At 73.3% G+C, this 19,358-nt stretch carries 17 protein-coding genes; 8 read left to right on the forward strand and 9 right to left on the reverse strand.

What is annotated here, in order from left to right; genetic code table 11:
- Positions 1–5 precede the first annotated feature (5 nt).
- Both P3T29_RS05660 and P3T29_RS05665 read left to right on the forward strand, forming a co-directional pair.
- Positions 6–902 carry a DMT family transporter gene (locus tag P3T29_RS05660; RefSeq protein ID WP_280715359.1) on the forward strand — a complete coding sequence of 299 codons (897 nt, stop codon included), beginning with the start codon at positions 6–8 and terminating at the stop codon, positions 900–902.
- 31 nt (positions 903–933) lie between these two features.
- Positions 934–1,584, forward strand: a complete 651-nt coding sequence (locus P3T29_RS05665) for a suppressor of fused domain protein (RefSeq protein ID WP_280715167.1) — start codon at positions 934–936, stop codon at positions 1,582–1,584.
- 30 nt (positions 1,585–1,614) lie between these two features.
- Here the strand turns inward: P3T29_RS05665 and P3T29_RS05670 are convergent, their stop codons facing one another.
- The 5 genes from P3T29_RS05670 to P3T29_RS05690 form a co-directional block, all read right to left on the reverse strand.
- A complete protein-coding gene (locus P3T29_RS05670) occupies positions 1,615–2,475 on the reverse strand; it encodes a PHP domain-containing protein (protein WP_280715168.1) in 861 nt (286 codons plus the stop codon).
- A 50-nt stretch (positions 2,476–2,525) separates the two neighbouring features.
- On the reverse strand, positions 2,526–3,164 hold the full coding sequence (locus tag P3T29_RS05675; protein WP_280715169.1) for a DUF6758 family protein: 639 nt from the start codon (positions 3,162–3,164) through the stop codon (positions 2,526–2,528).
- Positions 3,165–3,520: 356 nt separating this feature from the next.
- Positions 3,521–3,667, reverse strand: a complete 147-nt coding sequence (locus P3T29_RS05680) for a hypothetical protein (RefSeq protein WP_280715170.1) — start codon at positions 3,665–3,667, stop codon at positions 3,521–3,523.
- Positions 3,668–3,982: 315 nt separating this feature from the next.
- Positions 3,983–4,843: an alpha/beta fold hydrolase gene (locus P3T29_RS05685; RefSeq protein ID WP_280715171.1), complete on the reverse strand. Its 861-nt coding sequence runs from the start codon at positions 4,841–4,843 to the stop codon at positions 3,983–3,985.
- 107 nt (positions 4,844–4,950) lie between these two features.
- Positions 4,951–6,885, reverse strand: coding sequence for a DEAD/DEAH box helicase (locus P3T29_RS05690; RefSeq protein WP_280715172.1), 1,935 nt, complete (start codon positions 6,883–6,885; stop codon positions 4,951–4,953).
- A gap of 649 nt (positions 6,886–7,534) precedes the next feature.
- On the opposite strand from P3T29_RS05690, the gene P3T29_RS05695 reads away from it, so the two are divergent.
- Complete coding sequence (locus P3T29_RS05695) at positions 7,535–8,245, forward strand: ferritin-like fold-containing protein (RefSeq protein WP_280715173.1); 711 nt, start codon at positions 7,535–7,537, stop codon at positions 8,243–8,245.
- A gap of 110 nt (positions 8,246–8,355) precedes the next feature.
- On the opposite strand, the gene P3T29_RS05700 is transcribed toward P3T29_RS05695, so the two are convergent.
- From P3T29_RS05700 to P3T29_RS05710, 3 genes are all read right to left on the reverse strand, one after another.
- Entirely contained in the window at positions 8,356–8,637 is a 282-nt protein-coding gene (locus tag P3T29_RS05700; RefSeq protein ID WP_280715174.1) for a hypothetical protein, read from the reverse strand.
- Positions 8,638–8,774: 137 nt separating this feature from the next.
- Positions 8,775–9,002: a DUF3107 domain-containing protein gene (locus P3T29_RS05705; protein WP_280715360.1), complete on the reverse strand. Its 228-nt coding sequence runs from the start codon at positions 9,000–9,002 to the stop codon at positions 8,775–8,777.
- A 128-nt stretch (positions 9,003–9,130) separates the two neighbouring features.
- Positions 9,131–9,823, reverse strand: a complete 693-nt coding sequence (locus tag P3T29_RS05710) for a TetR/AcrR family transcriptional regulator (RefSeq protein ID WP_280715175.1) — start codon at positions 9,821–9,823, stop codon at positions 9,131–9,133.
- 241 nt (positions 9,824–10,064) lie between these two features.
- Between P3T29_RS05710 and P3T29_RS05715 the strand changes: the two genes are divergently transcribed.
- From P3T29_RS05715 to moeZ, 5 genes are all read left to right on the forward strand, one after another.
- The gene (locus tag P3T29_RS05715) at positions 10,065–11,171 is read left to right on the forward strand and encodes an alpha/beta hydrolase (protein WP_280715176.1); all 1,107 of its coding nucleotides are present in this window, start codon (positions 10,065–10,067) and stop codon (positions 11,169–11,171) included.
- Positions 11,172–11,389: 218 nt separating this feature from the next.
- On the forward strand, positions 11,390–13,036 hold the full coding sequence (locus P3T29_RS05720) for a DUF3492 domain-containing protein (RefSeq protein ID WP_280715177.1): 1,647 nt from the start codon (positions 11,390–11,392) through the stop codon (positions 13,034–13,036).
- On the forward strand, positions 13,036–14,184 hold the full coding sequence (locus P3T29_RS05725) for a hypothetical protein (protein WP_280715178.1): 1,149 nt from the start codon (positions 13,036–13,038) through the stop codon (positions 14,182–14,184). The genes P3T29_RS05720 and P3T29_RS05725 overlap by 1 nt, the downstream gene beginning before the upstream one ends.
- 109 nt (positions 14,185–14,293) lie before the next feature.
- Positions 14,294–15,274, forward strand: coding sequence for an NAD(P)-dependent oxidoreductase (locus P3T29_RS05730; protein ID WP_280715179.1), 981 nt, complete (start codon positions 14,294–14,296; stop codon positions 15,272–15,274).
- A 283-nt stretch (positions 15,275–15,557) separates the two neighbouring features.
- Positions 15,558–16,736 (forward strand): adenylyltransferase/sulfurtransferase MoeZ, encoded by a 1,179-nt coding sequence (gene moeZ / locus P3T29_RS05735; RefSeq protein WP_280715361.1) that lies wholly within the window; start codon positions 15,558–15,560, stop codon positions 16,734–16,736.
- A gap of 110 nt (positions 16,737–16,846) precedes the next feature.
- On the opposite strand, the gene P3T29_RS05740 is transcribed toward moeZ, so the two are convergent.
- A complete protein-coding gene (locus P3T29_RS05740) occupies positions 16,847–19,345 on the reverse strand; it encodes a lysylphosphatidylglycerol synthase transmembrane domain-containing protein (protein WP_348532794.1) in 2,499 nt (832 codons plus the stop codon).
- Positions 19,346–19,358: the final 13 nt, after the last annotated feature.

The following is a 19,358-nucleotide window of genomic DNA, read 5'->3' on the forward strand; positions in this document are numbered from 1 at the left end:
GGGCCGTGGCCGAGCCCGCTCCACCCGCCTCGCCCGCACTGCCCAGGTTCGATCTCGTCCTGCTCGCGGTCTCCGTCGCGGGTATCTCGCTCTCGGCCCCGCTGATCAGTGCCACGGCGGCGCCCGCGCTCGCCATCGCGCTCTGGCGCAACGTCATGTCGGTCGGCGTGCTCGGCCCGTACGCGCTGCTCAGACACCGCGCCGAGCTGCGTGGCATCGGACGGCGGGCGCTGCTGCTGGCGATGGCGGCGGGCGCGCTGCTCGCCGTGCATTTCGCGCTCTGGATGCCGAGCCTGCGGATGACCTCGGTGGCCTCGGCGACGGCCCTGGTGACCACCACGCCGCTCTGGACGATCCTGCTGATGCGCCTGTTCGGCAGGCGGGCGCCCCGGCTGGTCTGGATCGGCATGTGCGTGGCCTTCTCGGGGGTGCTGGTCCTGACCGGGGTCGACCTGTCGCTGTCGTCCAGGGCGCTGCTCGGGGACGGGCTGGCGCTCGGCGCGGGGCTGGCGGCGGCCGGGTACATGCTGCTCGGGTCGGAGGTCCGGAGGACCGTCAGCACCACCGCCTACACGCTGGTCTGCTACACCACCACGGCGGTGGTCCTGCTCGGCATCTGCCTGGCGACCGGCACCTCGCTCGCCGGTTGGTCGGCCGGGGTGTGGTGGCAGATCGCGCTGCTGATGGTCGCGGCCCAGCTGCTCGGCCACTCGCTGAGCAACCGCGTGATCCGCACGCTGGGCCCCTCGATCACCTCGACGGCGATCCTGCTGGAGACCCCGGGTGCGGCGCTGATCGCGGCGGTCTGGCTCGGCCAGCTGCCGCCGGTGGCCGCGTACCCGGCGGTCGGCCTGATCCTGCTCGGCCTGGTCCTGGTCGCGCGGGGCGGCCGCAGCCGCTAGCCGTACCCACCACGGAGGTAGGGTCAGGGCCATGGCGCACGACTTCCCGCTCTTCGGTGACCCCTCGGACGCTTCGTCGTCCGGCTCCGCCGAGCTCTCCCGCGAGGCCGTACTGGCTGCGGTCGAGGCCCGGCTGCTGACCACCTTCGGTGAACCGAGCGGGCGGGCGGGGGTCACCTTCCTGGGCGCCGACCGGATCGAGGTACTGCGCTTCGGGCCCGACGCCGAGGATCTGGTGCGGTACGCCACCCTGGGCATGTCCGCCGCCCCGATGGCGGACCCGACCTCGATGGTCGCCGACCCGGTGCGCGGACCGCGCGTCGAGCTGGTGCTCACCGTCCGCGGGGGGCGCGACGACGTACTCCGCACGCTGGCCACCTTCGCCGCGACGCCGCAGGTGGAGGGCCTGGTGCTGGCCCCCGGCGGCTCGCTCGACCTGGGCGCACCGCTCTGGGAGGGCGCGCCGTTCACCTCTGTGCTGGCGGCCGAGCCGGGCGGTCTGGTCCCGGATCTGGAGCTCGCCGACCCGGCCGACCCGGTGCGTTTCCTCCCGCTGCTGCCGATGACGCCGAACGAGGCCGCGCACAAGCGCGTGCAGGGCGCGGCCGCTCTGGAGGAGCGCTGGCTGCGCCACGGCACCGACCTGCGCGACCCGCAGCGACGCGGCGTCCCGCTCGACTGACCGCGCCCGCGCCCGCTCGCATCCGGGCGCTCAGCCGCTGATCGGCGCTGCCCCCGTCGCCTGGGCGAGCAGCGCCTCGTACACGGCCGGGTCGGTGGTGTGTTCGCCGAGCCGGACCGTCTTGCGGCTGCCGTGGTAGTCGCTGGAGCCGGTGATGAGCAGGCCCAGGTCGGCGGCCAGGCCCGTCAGGTGGGCGCGGGTCTCCTCGTCGTGGTCGATGTGGTCCACCTCCAGCGCCGCCAGACCGGCCGCCGCCAGGTCGGCGATGACCTGCTCGGAGACCGTCCGGCCGCGCTTGACGGCGCCCGGGTGGGCGAAGACCGGTACGCCGCCGGCCGCCCGGACGAGCTTCACGGCCGTCACCGGGTCGGTCTCGTGCTTGCGGACGTCGGCCCGGCCGCCGTTGGCGAGCCAGTCAATGGTGAAGGCGTCCGAGACGGTGGCGACGACGCCCGCCTCGACCAGCGCGCTGGCGATGTGCGGACGGCCCACCGAACCCGTCCCGGCAATCCGCCGCACCTGCTCCCAGCTGATCGGGGCGCCCAGCTCGCGGCAGCGCTCGACGACCGCCCGGCCGCGCCGGAACCGGTCGGTGCGGACGAGTTCGCGCTCCTCGGCGAAGGCGGGCTCGGCGGGATCGAAGAGGTACGCCAGCAGGTGCATGCTGATGCCCTCGACCTGGCAGGACAGCTCCGCTCCGGGCACCAGGGTGAGCCGGCTGCCGGACGGCAGGGCCCGTACCGCCTCGGCCGCCTCGGCGTGGCCGGACACCGTGTCGTGGTCGGTCAGGGCGACCACGTCCAGCCCGGCGGTTACGGCGGCGGCGACCAGCTCGGTGGGGGTGTCCGTGCCGTCGGAGGCGTTGCTGTGGGCGTGCAGATCGATGCGCACGGTGTCAGGGCTCCTGGGGCTGGGGCGCGAAGGCGGTCAGCCCAGGATAGTCAGCCCAGCAACCGTGGGGAGAGGGCTCCGCAGGGCAGCAGTTCGAGCTCGGCGCCGGCGTCCCGCAGGTCGGTGAGGACCAGCTCGTCGTACATCATCAGCGCGGAGGTCTCGGGCCAGACGATCGCCCAGAGCCAGAGCCCGCGTGCCTCGCCCACGAAGACCGCGCGGTCGGAGGGCGCGTCCGGCACGTGGAACATCGGGGTCGGACGCCCGGCGGCCAGCAGTTTGGCGTCGGCGGGCTTGTAGAGCGAGACGGACTCGCCCGGGTCCGGGCCGGGCAGGCCCGCGTACCGGGCGCCCAGGCCGACGCCCAGCTCCTCGGCGACCAGGACCAACTCGCCGAAGCCGCCCAACGGAGCCGGCCCGGAGCAGGCGACCGCCGTGGCGCGGGCACCGGAGACGTCGTCCCCCGCGTGCGCGATGCCGGTGAACAGCCAGCCGACCGGCAGCGGCCAGGGCAGCCAGACCGGCACCTGGGAGCGGGCGACCGCGACGCCCAGGGCCTCGACGCTCGGCGGCAGCACCGGTTGCATCGGGTGCACGGCGCCGTGCTGGTCACACTGCCAGGTGTCGGAGAAGAGACCGGGCGCCCGGACCCGACCGGCACACCTCGGGCAGCTTGGCTCGCCCCTCATAGCCGACAACGGTCCTCCCTCCGGCCCGCCGCGTCAAGGACGATCACCCGCACGAAGCGGTGGCGCGTCACCTGCCCCGGATGGCCCGGAATTCGGCGGAAGTCCTGCTAGGGGATGTCCCGTGCGGCTCACCGGCAAACGTGCCATGGGCCGGACGGCGCAACGACCCCGGCCCGCCGGCCGAGCGCACGGGAGGCCGGGGCGGACGTACGGGTGGTGTACGGGCAGGCAGGCGGGCCGGACACACTGACGCCCCGTCATCGACCCATCGGCTGATCGTACGATCGGCCGGAGGATGACGGGGCGTCAGTGCGGTGCTGGAGCCTCGAACGCGGTGGTAGCCGGTCCGCTCCGGGTCAGACCGCCTTGCACGGTCGGATGTAGAGGCGCTCGCCGGTGCGGGCGGCGGCCTCCACGAGCTTGCTGACGGTTGCGGCGTCGGCGATCAGAGTGTCGGTGGCGATGCCCTGGACGTCGTCCAGTCGGAGGATCTCGAAGCGCATGGCCTCTCCTTTCCTGGCCTCGGCGGTCAGTGGCCGAGGCTCGTTCGGTTCGGTTCGGTCGGTCGTGCGGGGTGGTGCTGCGTACGGCGTCCCGGGGATCACAGTGCCCCGGTCCTGCTACCGGGCGATTGCCCGCCGGTGAAGTCCCGGTTTCGGCTGCCCGGCACCTTCAGGGTCAACCGGGCGCCTGGGCGAAATGATTCCCGGACAGAGTCAAATATTACCCGAACTAAAGACTTCTGTCCTGTGTTATGTCAGTCGCGAGTGACCTCGGGCACAGCGCGACGCAGCGCGGCGCAGTGTTCGGAAGCCGGATCAGGTCCAGAAGTCCACGAGCGCGGCGGCCGTGGCGGCGGGCTGCTCGGCGTTGGGGGAGTGGCCCGCGTCGTCGATCAGCACGCGTCGGGCGCCCAGCCGCTCCGCCATCGCGGACTGCTCGCCGACCGGCCAGGCGTAGTCCTGAACACCCGAGAGCACCAGCTTCGGCAGCGCCACGGCGGCCAGCTCCGCGACCCGGTCGGGGGCCGCGACCAGGTGCCCGCCGGTGGTGACCAGGGCCTCGGGGACGTTGGCCACCCAGCGGCGGTGCAGGAAGTCGGCGATCTCGGGGCGCAGCGGGACGGCAGGGCCGCCGCTGTCCTTCTCCATTCGGCGCAGCAGCTGCCAGATGGACTCCAGGTCCATCGTCCGCAGCGCGTCGATCAGCAGTTTCGTCCGGCCGGCCTCGTTCGGGTCGATCGACGCCGGCCCGGTCGAGAGCAGCGTCAGCGACTGCCAGGGCAGCTCCCGCCCCGCCCGCAGCACGGCCTCCCGGACCACCTGGCCGCCGAACGAGTGCCCGAGCAGGTGCAGCGGCCCGCCGCCGGACAGCTCGGCGGAGAGCGCCAGCACGTCGTCGGCGAGCTGCTCGATCGCGTACGCGGCCGGATCGGCCGGGCCGCCCGTCTCGTACTGCCCGCGCTGGTCGACGGCAAGCACCCGGTACCCGGCCGCCGCGAGCGGCTCCAGGAGGGCGATGAAGTCCTCCTTGCTGCCGGTGAACCCAGGGACGAGCAGCGCCGTCCCGCGCGGCGGCCCGTCCGGTACGGCCAGCAGCGCGGCGAACTCACCGCGCGCGGTCGTCAGGCGCAGCGCCTCGGCGCAGGCGGGGAGGGCGAGGAACGGCGGGGTGCTCATCGGTACGTACTCCTGCGGGCTGAAGCGAACGGATGGACGAGGCCGGGAAACAGCGGACGGGCGGACCGGATCGTGGTGATCCGGCCCGCCCGTCCACGCTGGACCGCTCAGCTCTCCGGCGTGACCTCGGCTGCGGCGGTCTTACGGGCACGGGTACGGCGGCGCGGGGCTGCCGGGGCGTCCTCCGCCGGGGCCTCGACGGCCTCGGCGGTCTCGGTGGTCTCCACCGCTACGGCCTTGGGAGCGGCCTTGGCCCGGGACGCGCGCTTCTTCGGCGCGGCCTTGACCTCGGCGACCTCGGCCACCGCAGGCGCGTCGGTAACCGCAGCGGCCTCGGCGACGACCTCGGCAACCGGGGCCTTGGCGGCCTTGGCCCGGGACGCGCGCTTCCTCGGCACCTTGACCTCGGCGGCCTCGGCGACGACCTCCGCGACCGGCGCTGCCTCAACGACCGGCGCCGCCTCGACGACCGGTACGGGCTCGGCGACCGGAGCCGCCTTGACGACCGGCGCTGCCTCGGCGATCACCGGGGCGGCCACGGTCTCCACGGCCTCGACCGCAGCCGCGTTGCGCGGACGGCGGCGGCGGCGACGCGGCGCCTCACCGTCGGCCGGCGCGGCCGGAGCCTCGACCTGAGCCTCGACCGGTGCGGCGACAGCGGCGACAGCGGTAGCCGTCTCCACGACGGCGGCCGTGCCCTCTGCGGAGCCCCCGCCACCACGGGTGCGCCGGCGCTCACGCGGCTGGCGCGCGGGGCGCTCGGCCGGCTGCTCGGCGACAGCGGGGCTGGAGCCGGAGCCGCCGCGACCGCCACGGGCCGGACGGCCCGCCGAGCGCGAACCGCGCCCGCCGGTCTCGCCCAGGTCCTCGACGGCCTCGGCGCCCAGACCCGCCCGGGTCCGCTCGGCGCGCGGCAGCACGCCGGTGGTGCCCGGGGCGATCTTCAGCAGCTCGTAGAGGTGCGGGGAGGTCGAGTAGGTCTCCTCCGGGTCCGGGAACTTGAGGTCCAGCGCCTTGTTGATCAGCTGCCAGCGCGGGATGTCGTCCCAGTCGACCAGTGTCACGGCGGTGCCGGACGCCCCGGCGCGGCCGGTGCGGCCGATCCGGTGGAGGTAGGTCTTCTCGTCCTCGGGGCACTGGTAGTTCATGACGTGCGTGACGCCCTCGACGTCGATGCCACGAGCGGCGACGTCGGTGCAGACCAGCACGTCGACCTTGCCGGCCCGGAAGGCCCGCAGGGCCTGCTCGCGGGCGCCCTGGCCGAGGTCGCCGTGGACGGCGCCGGCCGCGAAGCCGCGCGTGGTCAGCTCGTCGGCGACGTTGGCGGCGGTCCGCTTGGTCCGGCAGAAGACCATGGCCAGGCCGCGACCCTCGGACTGCAGGATGCGCGAGACCATCTCGACCTTGTCGAGCGAGTGCGCGCGGAAGACGTGCTGGGTGGTGTTGGCCACGGTGTGGCCGGTGTCGTCCGGCGCGGCGGCCCGGATGTGGGTCGGCTGGCTCATGTAGCGGCGGGCGAGGCTGATGACCTGGCCCGGCATGGTGGCCGAGAACAGCATGGTCTGCCGCTTCGCGGGCAGCATGGTGATGATCTTCTCGACATCGGGCAGGAAGCCCAGGTCGAGCATCTCGTCGGCCTCGTCGAGCACCAGCGCGCGGACCTTCGAGAGGTCGAGCTTGCGCTGTCCGGCCAGGTCGAGCAGGCGTCCCGGGGTGCCGACGATGATGTCGACGCCCTTCTTGAGCGCCTCGACCTGCGGCTCGTACGCCCGGCCGCCGTAGATCGCGAGGACACGTACGTTGCGGACCTTGCCGGCCGTCTGCAGGTCGTTGGTGACCTGGGTGCACAGCTCACGGGTCGGGACGACGATCAGGGCCTGCGGGCTCTCGGTGAGCTGCTCCTCGGTGGCGCGGCCCGCGTCGACGTCGGCGCGGACGATCACGCGCTCGATCAGCGGGAGGCCGAAGCCGAGGGTCTTGCCGGTGCCGGTCTTGGCCTGGCCGATGACATCGTGGCCGGTCAGCGCGACCGGCAGGGTCATCTCCTGGATCGGGAAGGGGTGGATGATGCCGACGGCCTCCAGGGCCTCGGCGGTCTCCGACAGGATCCCCAGTTCCCGGAAAGTGGTCTTGGTGGGTTCAGCGGTGGTGGACAGGGTGCTGCCTCTTCCATGTGGTGGGACCGAGAGCGAGAAGCGCGGCGGGCAGCCACGTGGCTGCGTAGGGCCTGTCCGGGCCCTGCGGCAGCTACGGGGACGCACAACCGCGCCGGCCCCTGCGGCCTGCCGTCATGAGCGGCCCGGTGACGGGCGCGTCGTGCGGCGGCGTGGGGGAGGATTCCCTGCGGGGCCATGCGCGGGACCTTCGCCCTGAGGGTCGCGGTCCGCGGCGGCCCTCGCTCGGCCACTGATGCGGTGCCAAGGCTTGAAGTCCAAGCCGAGGTCGGAGCCGATCGGGTCTCCGACCGGGCATCCGCGTACGTGAGCGCCCGGTGTCCGTACGGCGCACGTTCGTGCCGCCTGGGTACATCGGGCCTCACTACCACCATACAGTCAGGCGTCGACTCGAACACGTGACGCGTCTTACCGGTTTCCGCACGGCCCGGCCAGGAGGCTCGCCAGTCGGGGCCCCGGAGGGTGCGCGGTGCTCGGGTGCCTGACCTGCCGGTAGCAGGGACTAGGGTGGCGAGCCATGGACACTCACGCAGACGGGACCTCGATCGGTGACTGGACGAGCTGCGCGGCCGACCCCGGCTACCGGGCAGCCGTGCTGGACCTGCTCGGAGCCCTCGCGTACGGCGAGCTGAGCGCCTTCGAGCGGCTTGCGGAGGACGCCAAGCTGGCGCCCGGGCTGCCGGACAAGGCCGCCCTCGCCCGGATGGCGTCCGCCGAGTTCCAGCACTACCAGCTGCTGCACGACCGCCTGGTCGAGGTCGGCGCCGACCCGACCGAGGTGATGACCCCGTTCGTCGAGCCGCTGGAGTCCTTCCACCGGATGACCGCGCCCTCGGACTGGCTGGAGGGCCTGGTCAAGGCGTACGTCGGCGACGCGATCGCGACCGACTTCTACCGCGAGGTGGCCGTCCGGCTGGACGACGACACCCGGGACCTGGTGCTGAGGGTGATGTCCGACACCGGGCACGCGCAGTTCGCGGTGGACCGGGTGCGGCAGGCGATCGAGGAGAACCCGAAGGTCGGCGGCCGGCTGGCCCTCTGGGGCCGACGGCTGATGGGCGAGGCGCTCAGCCAGGCGCAGCGGGTGGTCGCCGAGCGCGACGCACTCTCCAACCTGCTGGTCGGCGGGGCCGTGCAGGGCTTCGACCTGGTCGAGGTCGGCAAGATGTTCAACCGGATCACCGAGGCCCACACCAAGCGGATGGCCGTCCTCGGCCTGGCCTCATAACGGGCACCCCAGGGGCGCGGGCTCTGCTGAATGAACCGCGTGCGCGAAACCGGAAGTGACGGCGCCGCACTCTCCACTCCGCGTAAGTCCCGCGCCCCCGGCGGGACGCCTCACGCGTGGCGGTGCCGCCCGCGAGGGTGCTGGGACGCCCGGTCGGGCCTGGCCAGGACCGAGACCAGCAGGACCGAGCCGATCGCCGAGACCGCCAGCGAGACCCCCGGCAGCCGTCCCCCGAGCGCGTAGTGGGCGATCAGCCCGCCGAGCATGGCGGCGACCAGCGCGGTCGCGACGGTCAGCCCCCGGGCGCCCGGGAAGTACTCGGGCAGCAGGAGCAGGGCGCCGGCTCCGACGGCCAGTCCGATGAACGCGAAGCCGATCGACTCGATGAGCACGGGCTGCCTCCAGGCGCTGTCCGGGCCGGCTGGGTCCGGTCGTACCTCGGCCATACCCCGCACCCCTGACTGCCGAAACGGCTGGGCCCCGCTCCTCACCCGAGGAGCGGGGCCCAGCCGTTCTATTGGCAGGCGTCTCAGAGGTTGCCGAAACCAACCTTGCGCACGGTCTGCTCGCCGATCTCCACGTACGCCAGGCGCTCGGCCGGGACGATCACGCGGCGGCCGTGCTCGTCGGTCAGCGTGAAGAGCTTCGAGGTGCCCTCCAGCGCCTTGGCGACCGCGCTCTCGACCTCTTCGGCAGTCTGCGCGCTTTCGAGAACGATCTCTCGGGGCGCGTGCGCCACGCCGATCTTGACCTCCACGGCTTCCGTCCCTCCGGGGTTGCAGACATCCATGCGCGGCAGCCCCGAACCGGTGTTCGCGGCGACCGCGTCGTACGGCTTCACCATAGAGCACCGGGGTCGCCGTGCGAGGAAGGTCAGGTGATCACCTATTCGGCGCTGGAGCCGTCCGAGTGGTCGGCGACCTGCTCTCCGCCCTGGTCGGCGGCCGGGTCGGTCGGGTGCATGGGGAAGCCCTTGAGGCCGCGCCAGGCCAGGCTGGCGACCAGTCGCACAGCCTCGTCGCGCGGGATCTCCAGGCCCTGTGAGAGCCAGTAGCGGGCGGTGATCTGGGCCAGACCGCAGACGCCGGCGGCGAGCAGCTTGGACTCGTGCTCCGGGAGGTCGGTGTCCTCGGCGATGACCTTGCTGACCAGTGTCGCGCTGGCGTCCGAGGCCCGCTCGACCCGCTCGCGGACGGCCGGCTCGTTGGTCAGGTCGGACTCGAAGACCAGCCGGAACGCGCCGGACTCGCTGGAGACGTAGTTGAAGTACGCCTCCATGGTCGCGGCGACGCGCATCTTGTTGTCGGTGGTCGCGGAGAGCGCGTTGCGGGTCGCGTCGACCAGCGCCTCGCAGTGCTTGTCGAGCAGGGCCAGGTAGAGCTCCAGCTTTCCGGGGAAGTGCTGGTACAGCACCGGCTTGCTGACACCGGCCCGGTCGGCGATGTCGTCCATGGCCGCAGCGTGGTAACCCTGGGCGACGAACACCTCCTGAGCAGCGCCGAGCAGCTGTTCGCGGCGGGCGCTTCGCGGCAGGCGGGCACCGCGTGGGCGCTCCTGCGCCTCCTGGATGGCCGTCACGGGCGCTCCTCACTTCACGGTCTGCGGCAGGCCCGCCCACGGTTTGGACGGTGTGCCGTGCATAGCTGGCAAGGTGGCCGATTCTACTTTTGGGTAACTGGATCTGCGCCGGTCGGAGGCGAGAAAAGCACGGCAAGCCCTTGTCGGAAGCCCACAATACGGGGCTGACCTGTGCTGTCCAGAGCGTGAGATGACACCGGGGTCGGGGAACCGTGCGCGGGCCTCACTACCATCGTCCTCCATGAGCGCTGAGCAGCAGGTGGCGGCCCCGGCCGAGCCTCTCCGTACCGTGGCCTTCCGTACCGTCGCCGTCCCCGGAGCCGTCCTCGCGGTCACCGGCCCGCCCGCCGGTACGGAGGGGCTGCCGCCGGCCCTCTTCGTGCACGGTCTCGGCGGCTCGGGCGACAACTGGACCGAGCTGATGACCGAACTCTCCGACGTGGTGGCGGGCGAGGCCGTGGACCTGCCCGGGTTCGGCTGGTCGGCGCCGCCGCAGGACGGTGACCTCTCGGTGTCCGGGCACGTCAGGGCGGTGATCGGGTACCTGGAGCAGTCCGGACGCGGCCCGGTGCACCTGTTCGGCAACTCCCTCGGCGGCGCGGTGGCCGTCCGTCTCGCGGCCGTCCGCCCGGACCTGGTCCGCAGCCTCACGCTGATCTCGCCCGCCCTCCCCGAGCTGCCCCCGCAGCGCACCGCCTGGCCCACCGGTCTGCTCGCGGTGCCCGGCGTGCCCGCCCTGCTCCAGCGCGTCCCGGCCAACGGCCGGAGCGCCGAGGAGGCCACCGAGAGCCTGCTGCGGCTGGTCTACGGCGACGCACCGGGTGTACCGGCCGAGCGGCGCGAGCGCGCGGTGGCCGAGTACCGGCGCCGCGCGGCGCTGCCGTACGCGCTGCAGGCCCTGGTCGGCAGCGCGCGGGGGATCGTCTCCGCCTACACCGAGCGCGGGGAGCAGTCGCTCTGGCGGCAGGCCGAGCAGGTCGGGGCGCCGGTCCTGCTGGTGTACGGGCTCAAGGACAAGCTGGTCTCGTACCGCTCCGCCCGCCGGGCCTGCGCCGCCTTCGCGGACGCCCGGCTGCTGGTCCTGCCGGACTCCGGGCACGTGGCGATGATGGAGCACCCGGCCCAGGTGGCCCGGGCGGCCCGGGAGCTGCTGGGGCGCCGCCCCCAACGGCCGGTCGGTCTTAGGCGTAGTCGGCCTCGGCGCGCGGAGCGGGCGGGCCGAACGCCGCGAGGGGTGGTAGGTCACGCTGATTCACTCGTTCAGGTGGCAACCAGGCACGTGAGCGAGGAGTTGTCGGTCTCTCGCTCTACCTTCGTGATGTCGGACCGAACAGGTGTGGGGGAGTAGCAGCCGTCGGGTGCCCAAGGGGCGGCTGCGAAAGGGGCGTCGAGCGCTACGCCCGGGGTCGTGGCCGCAGGGAGAGCGGCTGTCGGCCCGGGCGGCGCTGCCGAGCCCGTCGAGGGCCACGCCCTCCTTCTGAGTACTGGCGTTCTGGCTGATCAGGCTCCCTGTCGTGACGTAGTTGCATCCCTGGTCCATCGAACCGCTCTGCTCTGGAGGTCGTCGTGCGCATTGCTCTGCTCACCGAGGGCGTTCATCCGTACGCACCGCGTGCCGGCGGCAGCTGGTGCGGGCGACTGGTCGAAGGGCTGGCCGAGCACGAGTTCCGGCTGTACCTGCTGTCCACGGGCGACGGCGTGGGTGATCGGTCCGGTGGCCGGCTGCGAGCCGTCCACGAGCTGCCGATGTGGGGCCGACGGCCGGCCGGTCGTGCGCCCGCGCTGCACCGCCGTCGGTTGTACGTCCGGGCCCACCGCGATCTGGTCCGCGCTCTGGTGCTGCCCGGCGAGCGCGCCGGGTTCGCCACCGGGCTCTACCAGCTCGCCGCGCTCGCCCGTGCGGACGGTGCGGGTGCGCTGCCCGCCTTCCTGGCCTCGGGGCCCGCCCGGCGGACGCTGGAGCAGGAGTGGGGCGCGCCCGGCGCGGACACGGCCGCCGGGCAGCCGCAGGTCTGCGACGTGCTGGTCGCGGGGGACTTGCTGGAGCAGTGCCTGCGCCCGCTCGCCGCCCCCTGGTACGGCACCGACGAGGAGGGTCTCGGCGCGGTCGATCTCTGCCACGTGGTCGGCGGCGGCCCGGCGGCGCTGCCCGCCCTGGCGGCCAAGCAGCTGCACGGGGTGCCGTTCGTGGTCACCGAGCACGGTCTCCACCTGCGCGAGCAGTACCGCAGCTACCGCAGCGCGCCCTACCGCTGGCCCGTCCGGGCCCTGCTGCTCAGCTTCTTCCGGCTGCTCGCCGAGGAAACGTACCGGCAGGCGGCCGTTTTGACGCCGGGCAGCGCCTACGACCAGCGGTGGCAGTTGCGTTGCGGGGCGAACCAGGCGCGGACCAGGGTGGTGCACGAGGGCACCCCGGCAGTGGCCCGCGCCGCCGCCGGGCCCGATCCCGACCGGCCGACCCTGGTGTGGGCCGGGGCGCTGGAGCCCGGCCGTGATCCGGCCCTTATGTTGCACGCCTTCGCCAGGGTGCGGGCCGAGCTGCCGGAGGCCCGGCTGCGGATGTACGGCGAGGAGGGTCCGCCGGGTTACCTCGCCCACTGCCGGGCGGTCGCGGAGCGGCTGGGGCTCGGCACCTCCGTCACCTTCGAGGGCCGTCCGGCGGGCATCGCCGAGATGTGGGAGGCGGGCAGCGTGGTGGTCTTCTCGGCGCTCGCCCAGTGCAGCCCCCGCCTGCTCGCGGACGCGATGCTGAGCGGGCGGGCGGTGGTCTCCACCGAGGTCGGCGTGGCCCGGGAGGTGGTCGGCCCGACGGGCCTGCTCGTCCCGCCGCGCAGCCCGCAGCCGCTGGCGGGCGCCTGCCTGGCACTGCTGCGGGACGAGGAACGCAGAGCCCGGCTCGGCCTGGCCGGGCGGCTGCGCGCGCAGGAGCGTTTCGCCGTCGAGCCGGTGGTGGCGGCCTTCCGCGAGATCTATCTGGAGCTGCTCTCGCACTGGCCGGCCTTCCCGGCCGGTGACGGGGTTACGGGGGAGCGGCTCCGCCCGTTCGCCCGGCCCGCCGAGTACTGGGTGACGGGTACGCGGGCGGCGGCCGAACCGCCGGCGGCCGGTGCGCCCGATCGAACGCCCGGCCGCCTGCCCAAGGGCATGCCGGGCGGCGCACCTGACACCGGGCCGGGGGTCGCCGAACCGGGGGCGTTGGCGGAGGCGGTCTGATGGCCGGCCCCCAGCCCGGCCCCGACCGAGGGTCCTACGGCACCCGGGTCACCGAGCGGCCCGGCAGCCCGCCCGCCGATCCGGTCCGGGAGCTGATGGAGCAGCACCGCGCCCTCTGCGAGCGGGCCGTCGACGTACTGGAGATCGCCGCCGGGCTGGAGGACAGCGGTATCGGCCCGGCCGAGGCCGCCCGCTACCGGCACGTGGACGTCTTCGCGCTGGCCGAGGAGCTGTACGCCCGGGTGCCGCGCCGCCCGCCCGAGGCGGGCCCGCCCCCGCACGGCACCTCCTGGCGGCAGCGGGCGGGCCGGGCGCTGCGCAGCACCGCCCGGCACTGGCTGCCCTGCGCCGTCCTGGCCGCTGTCCTGGTCGCCACCCGGGCCCTGCCACCGGTGATCGGGCTGCTCGCGTCGGCCGTCTGCGGTGGCCGGCTGGTACGGGTCGCTGCCGGACGATGGGCGCTGCCCCAGCTCGGGTACGGGGTCGGAGTGGCCCTGCTGCTGGTCCTGCCGCTGCGGGCACCGGCGCCCGAGGCGGCGCTCGGGCTGGCCGCCGCGCTGGGCATGGGATCTGTCGAGTGGGCCGTCGGCTGGCTCGGGCACGCCGCCCGTGGTCACCTCGGTTCGGCCAGGACACTGGCCGAGTACCGGGCCCGGATGCGGCCCGCCCTCCCGGTCGCGATCCTGCTGCACCTCGCCGTCCTCTCGGGGCTCTGCTTCGCCGCCCTGGCCGTACTCACCGAACTGGCCCCCCGGCCGGGGCCGGCCGTGCTGCACCAGGCGGCCCTGCGGGCCTCCGGCACGCAGTGGGCCGGGGCGGCCGCGCTCGGGCTGCTGCTGGTGTCCGCCGCCGTCCTGCGGCTCGGCGGCCGGGCCGGGCCTGCCGGCGCCGGGCTGCTCGCCGCCGGGGCGGGCAGCGTGCTGCTGACAGCGGCCGGATCGGCCCCCGCCACGGCTCAGCTGTTCTGCTGCGGTGCGGTCGTGGCGCTGCTGCTCCCGTACGCCTCGGTCGTCCTCGGCCGTCCCGAGACCGGGATCGAGATCGGGATCGGGGAGAGGGCGGCCCCCGGGAGCGGGACTGGGACCGGGACCGACGGGTCCGCGGCCCTCGACTCCCGTTCCGATCCCCGTCCTGACCCTCCGTCCTGACCCCCTGCCGGAACATCCCCGCCCAATGACCCCGCCCGAATATTCGCAATCCGCGTATTCGTAAGCTGCCCGGCCCGCACGGGCCGGGCTTCGTGGAAGGACACCCCCGATGAGGGTGCTGCTGCTGGGCGCCGACGGCTTCATCGGCCGTCGGGTCGCCGACCGTCTCGTGGCCGACCGGGAACTCCAGGTCACCGTGCTCGGCCGACGTGACTCCGCCGACATCCGTTTCGACCTGACGGCGGGCAGCCCCGGCGCACTGTCGAGGTTCCTGGACGCGGTGGCCCCCCAGGTGGTGATCAACTGCGCCGGGGTGACGTACGGGACGTCGCGCGCGTTGATCAAGGCCAACACGCTGGCCGTCGCGACGGTCTGCGAGGCGATCCGGCGCAGCCGGGAGCCGGCCCGGCTGGTGCACGTCGGCTCGGCGGCCGAGTACGGTCCGATGCCCGCTGGGGCCCCGATCCCGGAGACGGCCGAACCCCGGCCGGTCGGCCCGTACGGGGTCTCCAAGCTGGCCGGTACCGAGCTGGTGATCTCGTCCGGCCTGGACGCGGCGGTGCTGCGGGTCTTCGACGTGGTCGGGCCGGGGTCGCCGACGGCCTCGCTGTTCGGGCGGCTCTCCGAGGGCCTGCGGCGCGCGCTGGAGCACGGTGAGCACCAGGTGCGGATGCCGGACCTGTCCGGATACCGGGATTTCGTGGACGTCCGGGACGTCGCCCGGGCGATCCAGGCGGCGGCGGTGTCCGCCGCCACCGGCGTGATCAACATCGGCAGCGGCCATGCCGTCCGGGCCCGGGACGCGGCCCAGCTGCTCGTCCGTGCCTCGGGTTTCGAGGGCACGATCAGTGAGGACGCCCGCCAGGTGCTGCTCCCCAGCCAGCCCGCACCCGCCGCCGACCACCACCAGCACCCCCACCGGAGCGCCGCCGATCAGCACCGGGCCCCGGACGCGCGTCCGATCCTGGAGCCCGTCCAGTGGCGCCAGGCGGACGTCCGGACCGCCCGGGATCGTCTCGGCTGGCGGACACAGGTCCCACTGGAGGAGTCACTCGGCGACATCTGGATGGAGACCGCCTGCCGGGTCTGAGCCGCCCGGACCGGGTCGTCCGGCCCGCACGGCCGCGTGCTGTGGCTCGACGGGGGCTCAACCGGGGGCCCGACCGGGGCTCAACAGGCCGTACCGGCCGTGGCCCGGGTGGCGATCCGGGCGGCGGTGCCGGTCGCGAGCCGTCCAGCGGCCCGATCCCACCATCCGGTGCGTACCGTCTCGCCAATTGGACTCCCTGTCTCGGAATACCAAGGGGGCATGACACTGTTGGCGTAGCTGAATCGAAGCTCAAACCGATATGACGACGACCATCGGAGTCCCCGTGTCGCTGCCACCCCTGGTCGAGCCGGCCGCCGAGCTCACCGTTGACGAGGTCCGCCGGTACTCCCGCCACCTGATCATCCCGGATGTCGGGATGGCCGGGCAGAAGCGGCTGAAGAACGCGAAGGTGCTGTGCGTCGGCGCCGGCGGCCTCGGCTCACCGGCCCTGATGTACCTGGCCGCCGCCGGTGTGGGCACGCTCGGCATCGTCGAGTTCGACACCGTCGACGAGTCCAACCTCCAGCGCCAGATTATCCACGGCCACTCCGACATCGGTCGTTCCAAGGCGGAGTCCGCACGGGACACCGTCAGGGAGATCAACCCCTACGTCGACGTGATCCTGCACGAGGAGCGCCTCGACAACTCCAACGTGATGGAGATCTTCGCCGGCTACGACCTGATCGTGGACGGCACCGACAACTTCGCCACCCGCTACCTGGTGAACGACGCCGCGGTGCTGCTCGGCAAGCCGTACGTCTGGGGCTCGATCTACCGCTTCGACGGCCAGGCCAGCGTTTTCTGGGCCGAGCACGGCCCGTGCTACCGCTGCCTCTACCCGGAGGCCCCGCCGGCGGGCATGGTCCCCTCCTGCGCCGAGGGCGGCGTGCTGGGCGTGCTCTGCGCGTCCATCGGCTCGATCCAGGTCACCGAGGCGATCAAGCTGCTCGCCGGTGTCGGTGACCCGCTGGTCGGCCGCCTGATGATCTACGACGCGCTGGAGATGACCTACCGTCAGGTCAAGGTCCGCAAGGACCCGAACTGCGCGCTCTGCGGCGAGAACCCGACGGTCACCGAGCTGATCGACTACGAGGCGTTCTGCGGAGTCGTGTCGGAGGAGGCCCAGGCCGCCGCCGCAGGCTCCACCATCACCTCCAAGCAGCTCAAGGAGTGGCAGGACGACAACGAGGACATCTTCCTCGTCGACGTCCGCGAGCCGAACGAGTACGAGATCGTCAGCATCCCCGGTGCCACGCTCATCCCGAAGGGCGAGTTCCTGATGGGCACCGCGCTGGAGCTGATGCCGCAGGACAAGAAGATCGTGCTGCACTGCAAGACGGGCGTCCGCTCCGCCGAGGTGCTGGCGGTCCTCAAGGCGGCCGGCTTCTCCGACGCGGTGCACCTGGGCGGTGGCGTGGTCGGCTGGGTCAGCCAGATCGAGCCGGACAAGCCGATCTACTAGCTGCGCCGAGCTTCAGCGAAGGTGCGCGGGGACTGCGCGAGGCGGCAGGTGCGGCAACGTGCCTTCCGGTTCGCGCAGTCCCCGCGCCCTTGCTATGGCTGGGCGAGCGCTCAGAGCGCGCCCTTGCGTTGCAGGACGTTGTAGGAGATCCACCCCGGGAGTACCGGCAGCCAGAAGGTCAGGGCCCGGTAGAGGAAGACGGCCGGGGTGGCGGCCACCGGCGGTACGCCGGACAGGGTCAGTGCGCCGACCAGGGCGATCTCCACCGGGCCGATGCCGCCCGGGGTCGGGATGGCGGAGCCGGCCGCGTTGGCGGTCAGGAACACCACCGCGACGGCGGAGAAGCTCATCGACCAGCCGAAGGCCCGTACCGAGGCGTCCAGGCAGGCGGTGAAGCTCAGGGTCAGCAGGATGATCCCGCCGAAACCGGTGACCAGCTTGCTGGGCGTCTGCATCAGGTCGAGCATCCGGGGGACGACGCCGAAGAACAGCGAGCGCACCCGGGTCACCACGAACCGCCGCAGCGGCCCGACGGCGGCGACCACCAGTGCCAGTACGGCGGCCGTCAGCACCCCGATGATCACCGCGCGGGAGGCACCGAGGTCCCCGTTGGTCTGGCTGCCGGTGATCAGGCCGAAGCAGAACAGCAGCCCCAGGTGTCCGGCGAGCCCGGCCAGCTGCGAGGCGCCGACGCTGGCGACCGCCTGGCCGGAGCGGATGCCCGCCTTCTGCAGGTAGCGGGTGTTCAGCGCGATGCCGCCGATCGCGGCGGGCGCCACCAGCTTCACGAACGACCCGGCGACCTGGGCGGCCACCGTACGCCGGAACGGCAGCCGCTCGGGTACGAAGCCGGTCAGGCTCATCGCCGCCGCGACGTAGCTGACGGCGGCGGCGGCCAGCGCGACCGCCGCCCAGGCCCAGTCCATCTGGGAGAGCTTGAGCTGCGCGGGCTTGACGGTGGTGAGCGTCAGGTAGGCGGCGAAGGTCAGCGCGATGACCATGATCAGGGTCTTCGGCTTGAGCCGCTCCAGCTTCGCCGGAGCCATCGGGGCCTCCGGCGCGATCTGCAGGATCTGACCACGGATCCGGCTCAGCAGGTCCTCACCGGCGGTGGCGATGTCCTCCTCCGCCTGCTGCTGGGTGCGCTCGCCCGCTGCCACCTGTTCAAGGGCCAGCGCCTGCGCGGCGGCCTTGCGCTCCTTGCTCAGGCGCGTCAGGTCGATCCGGGTGCTGCGGCTCATCCCGACCGGCTGCAGCAGCGGCAGTGAGGCGGCGACCCGGTCGGCGCCGAGCACCGCGTTGGCCGTGGCCACCGCCCGCTCCGGTCCGACCCGCAGGGCGAAGGTGGTGAGCAGCTGGGCGACGTCGATCCGCAGCGTCAGGTCGCTGGCCGCGATGTCGCCGCCGGACAGGTTGACCAGGCAGCCGGTCTTGTCGTCCACCACCAGCAGTGACTCGCCGGTGAGCCGCCGGTGTGCGATCCGGCGCTCGTGCAGTGCGCCGACCGACTCCCAGAGCGAGGCCATCACCTGGTCGGTGATCTCGTCGCCCGCCAGCTCGTCCAGGGTCCGGCCCGGGACCTGTTCGTACACCAGGATCGCGGCGTCCGGGCCCAGCTCGGAGGTGGCCACCAGCTGCGGGGCCCGGGCACCCGAGGCGGCGGCCGCGTAGGCGATCAGCGCCTCCTGCTCCAGGGCCTGGCGCAGCGACTGCGGGCTGCGCCGGACGGCCACCGAGCGCAGCCGGAGCCTTCGCCAGGCGCGGTAGAAGAAGCCGGAGGCCTGCTGCTCGCGGTCGATGATGTGGACGTCCAGCGGTGGCCCGTCCTGCTGCTCGACGTAGTAGCGGCGGGTGCCGCCGGGCGCGTCGTAGGCCCGGTGCGCGCCGGCCGGGGCGAAGCCGACCTTGCGCAGTCCGAGCATCAGGTGGTTCCCGGTCGGGCGGATGTTCGGCGAGCCGATCGCGTACAGCGTGCCGTACGCGACGGACCAGCCGATCAGTACCGTCAGGAGCAGCGACAGCAGCGTGGTGTAGCCGCTGACCAGTTCGGTGATGCCGCTGAGGATCACCACCACCCAGAGCGCCACCCGCCAGCGCGGACGGCTCGACATGCCGACCGCCGTCATATAGGCGATCACCGGAGCGAGATAGCCGTGCACCGGGTCGGTCAGCGTCCGGCTGCCGTCCGGCGGGAGCTGGGTGAGGGCCTCCCGGATGACCTTCGAGGCGCCCGCCGCGACCCACCAGTCGACGCCCAGCGAGACCCCGTACGCCAGCACCGAGGCGAGCACGCCGTCGGCGACCCGCAGCCCGTCGCGTTTGATCAGGCGTTCGACGGCGAAGGCGAGCGGCACGGCGAGTACGGCCACGCTCGACACCAGGGCGGCGACGGTGCTCAGCAGACCGGGGATCCGCTGGGTGTTGGCGGAGATGTCGAGCTCGAGGCCGGAGGTGGTCGAGACCGCGAAGGTGGCCAGCAGGAAGAGCGCGACGATGCCCATCACCCCGGCCAGGAACCGGATGAGGTCCGAGGGCCGGTGCGCGCGGGCCGCGAGCAGCGGCTCGTCCACGGCGAGGTGATCGCCGGTCGGAGGCTCGTCGGCCGCCACGCCCTGCTCCCCC

It is taken from the genome of Kitasatospora sp. MAP5-34 (genome assembly GCF_029894335.1).
In the GTDB taxonomy this organism is placed as follows: domain Bacteria; phylum Actinomycetota; class Actinomycetes; order Streptomycetales; family Streptomycetaceae; genus Kitasatospora.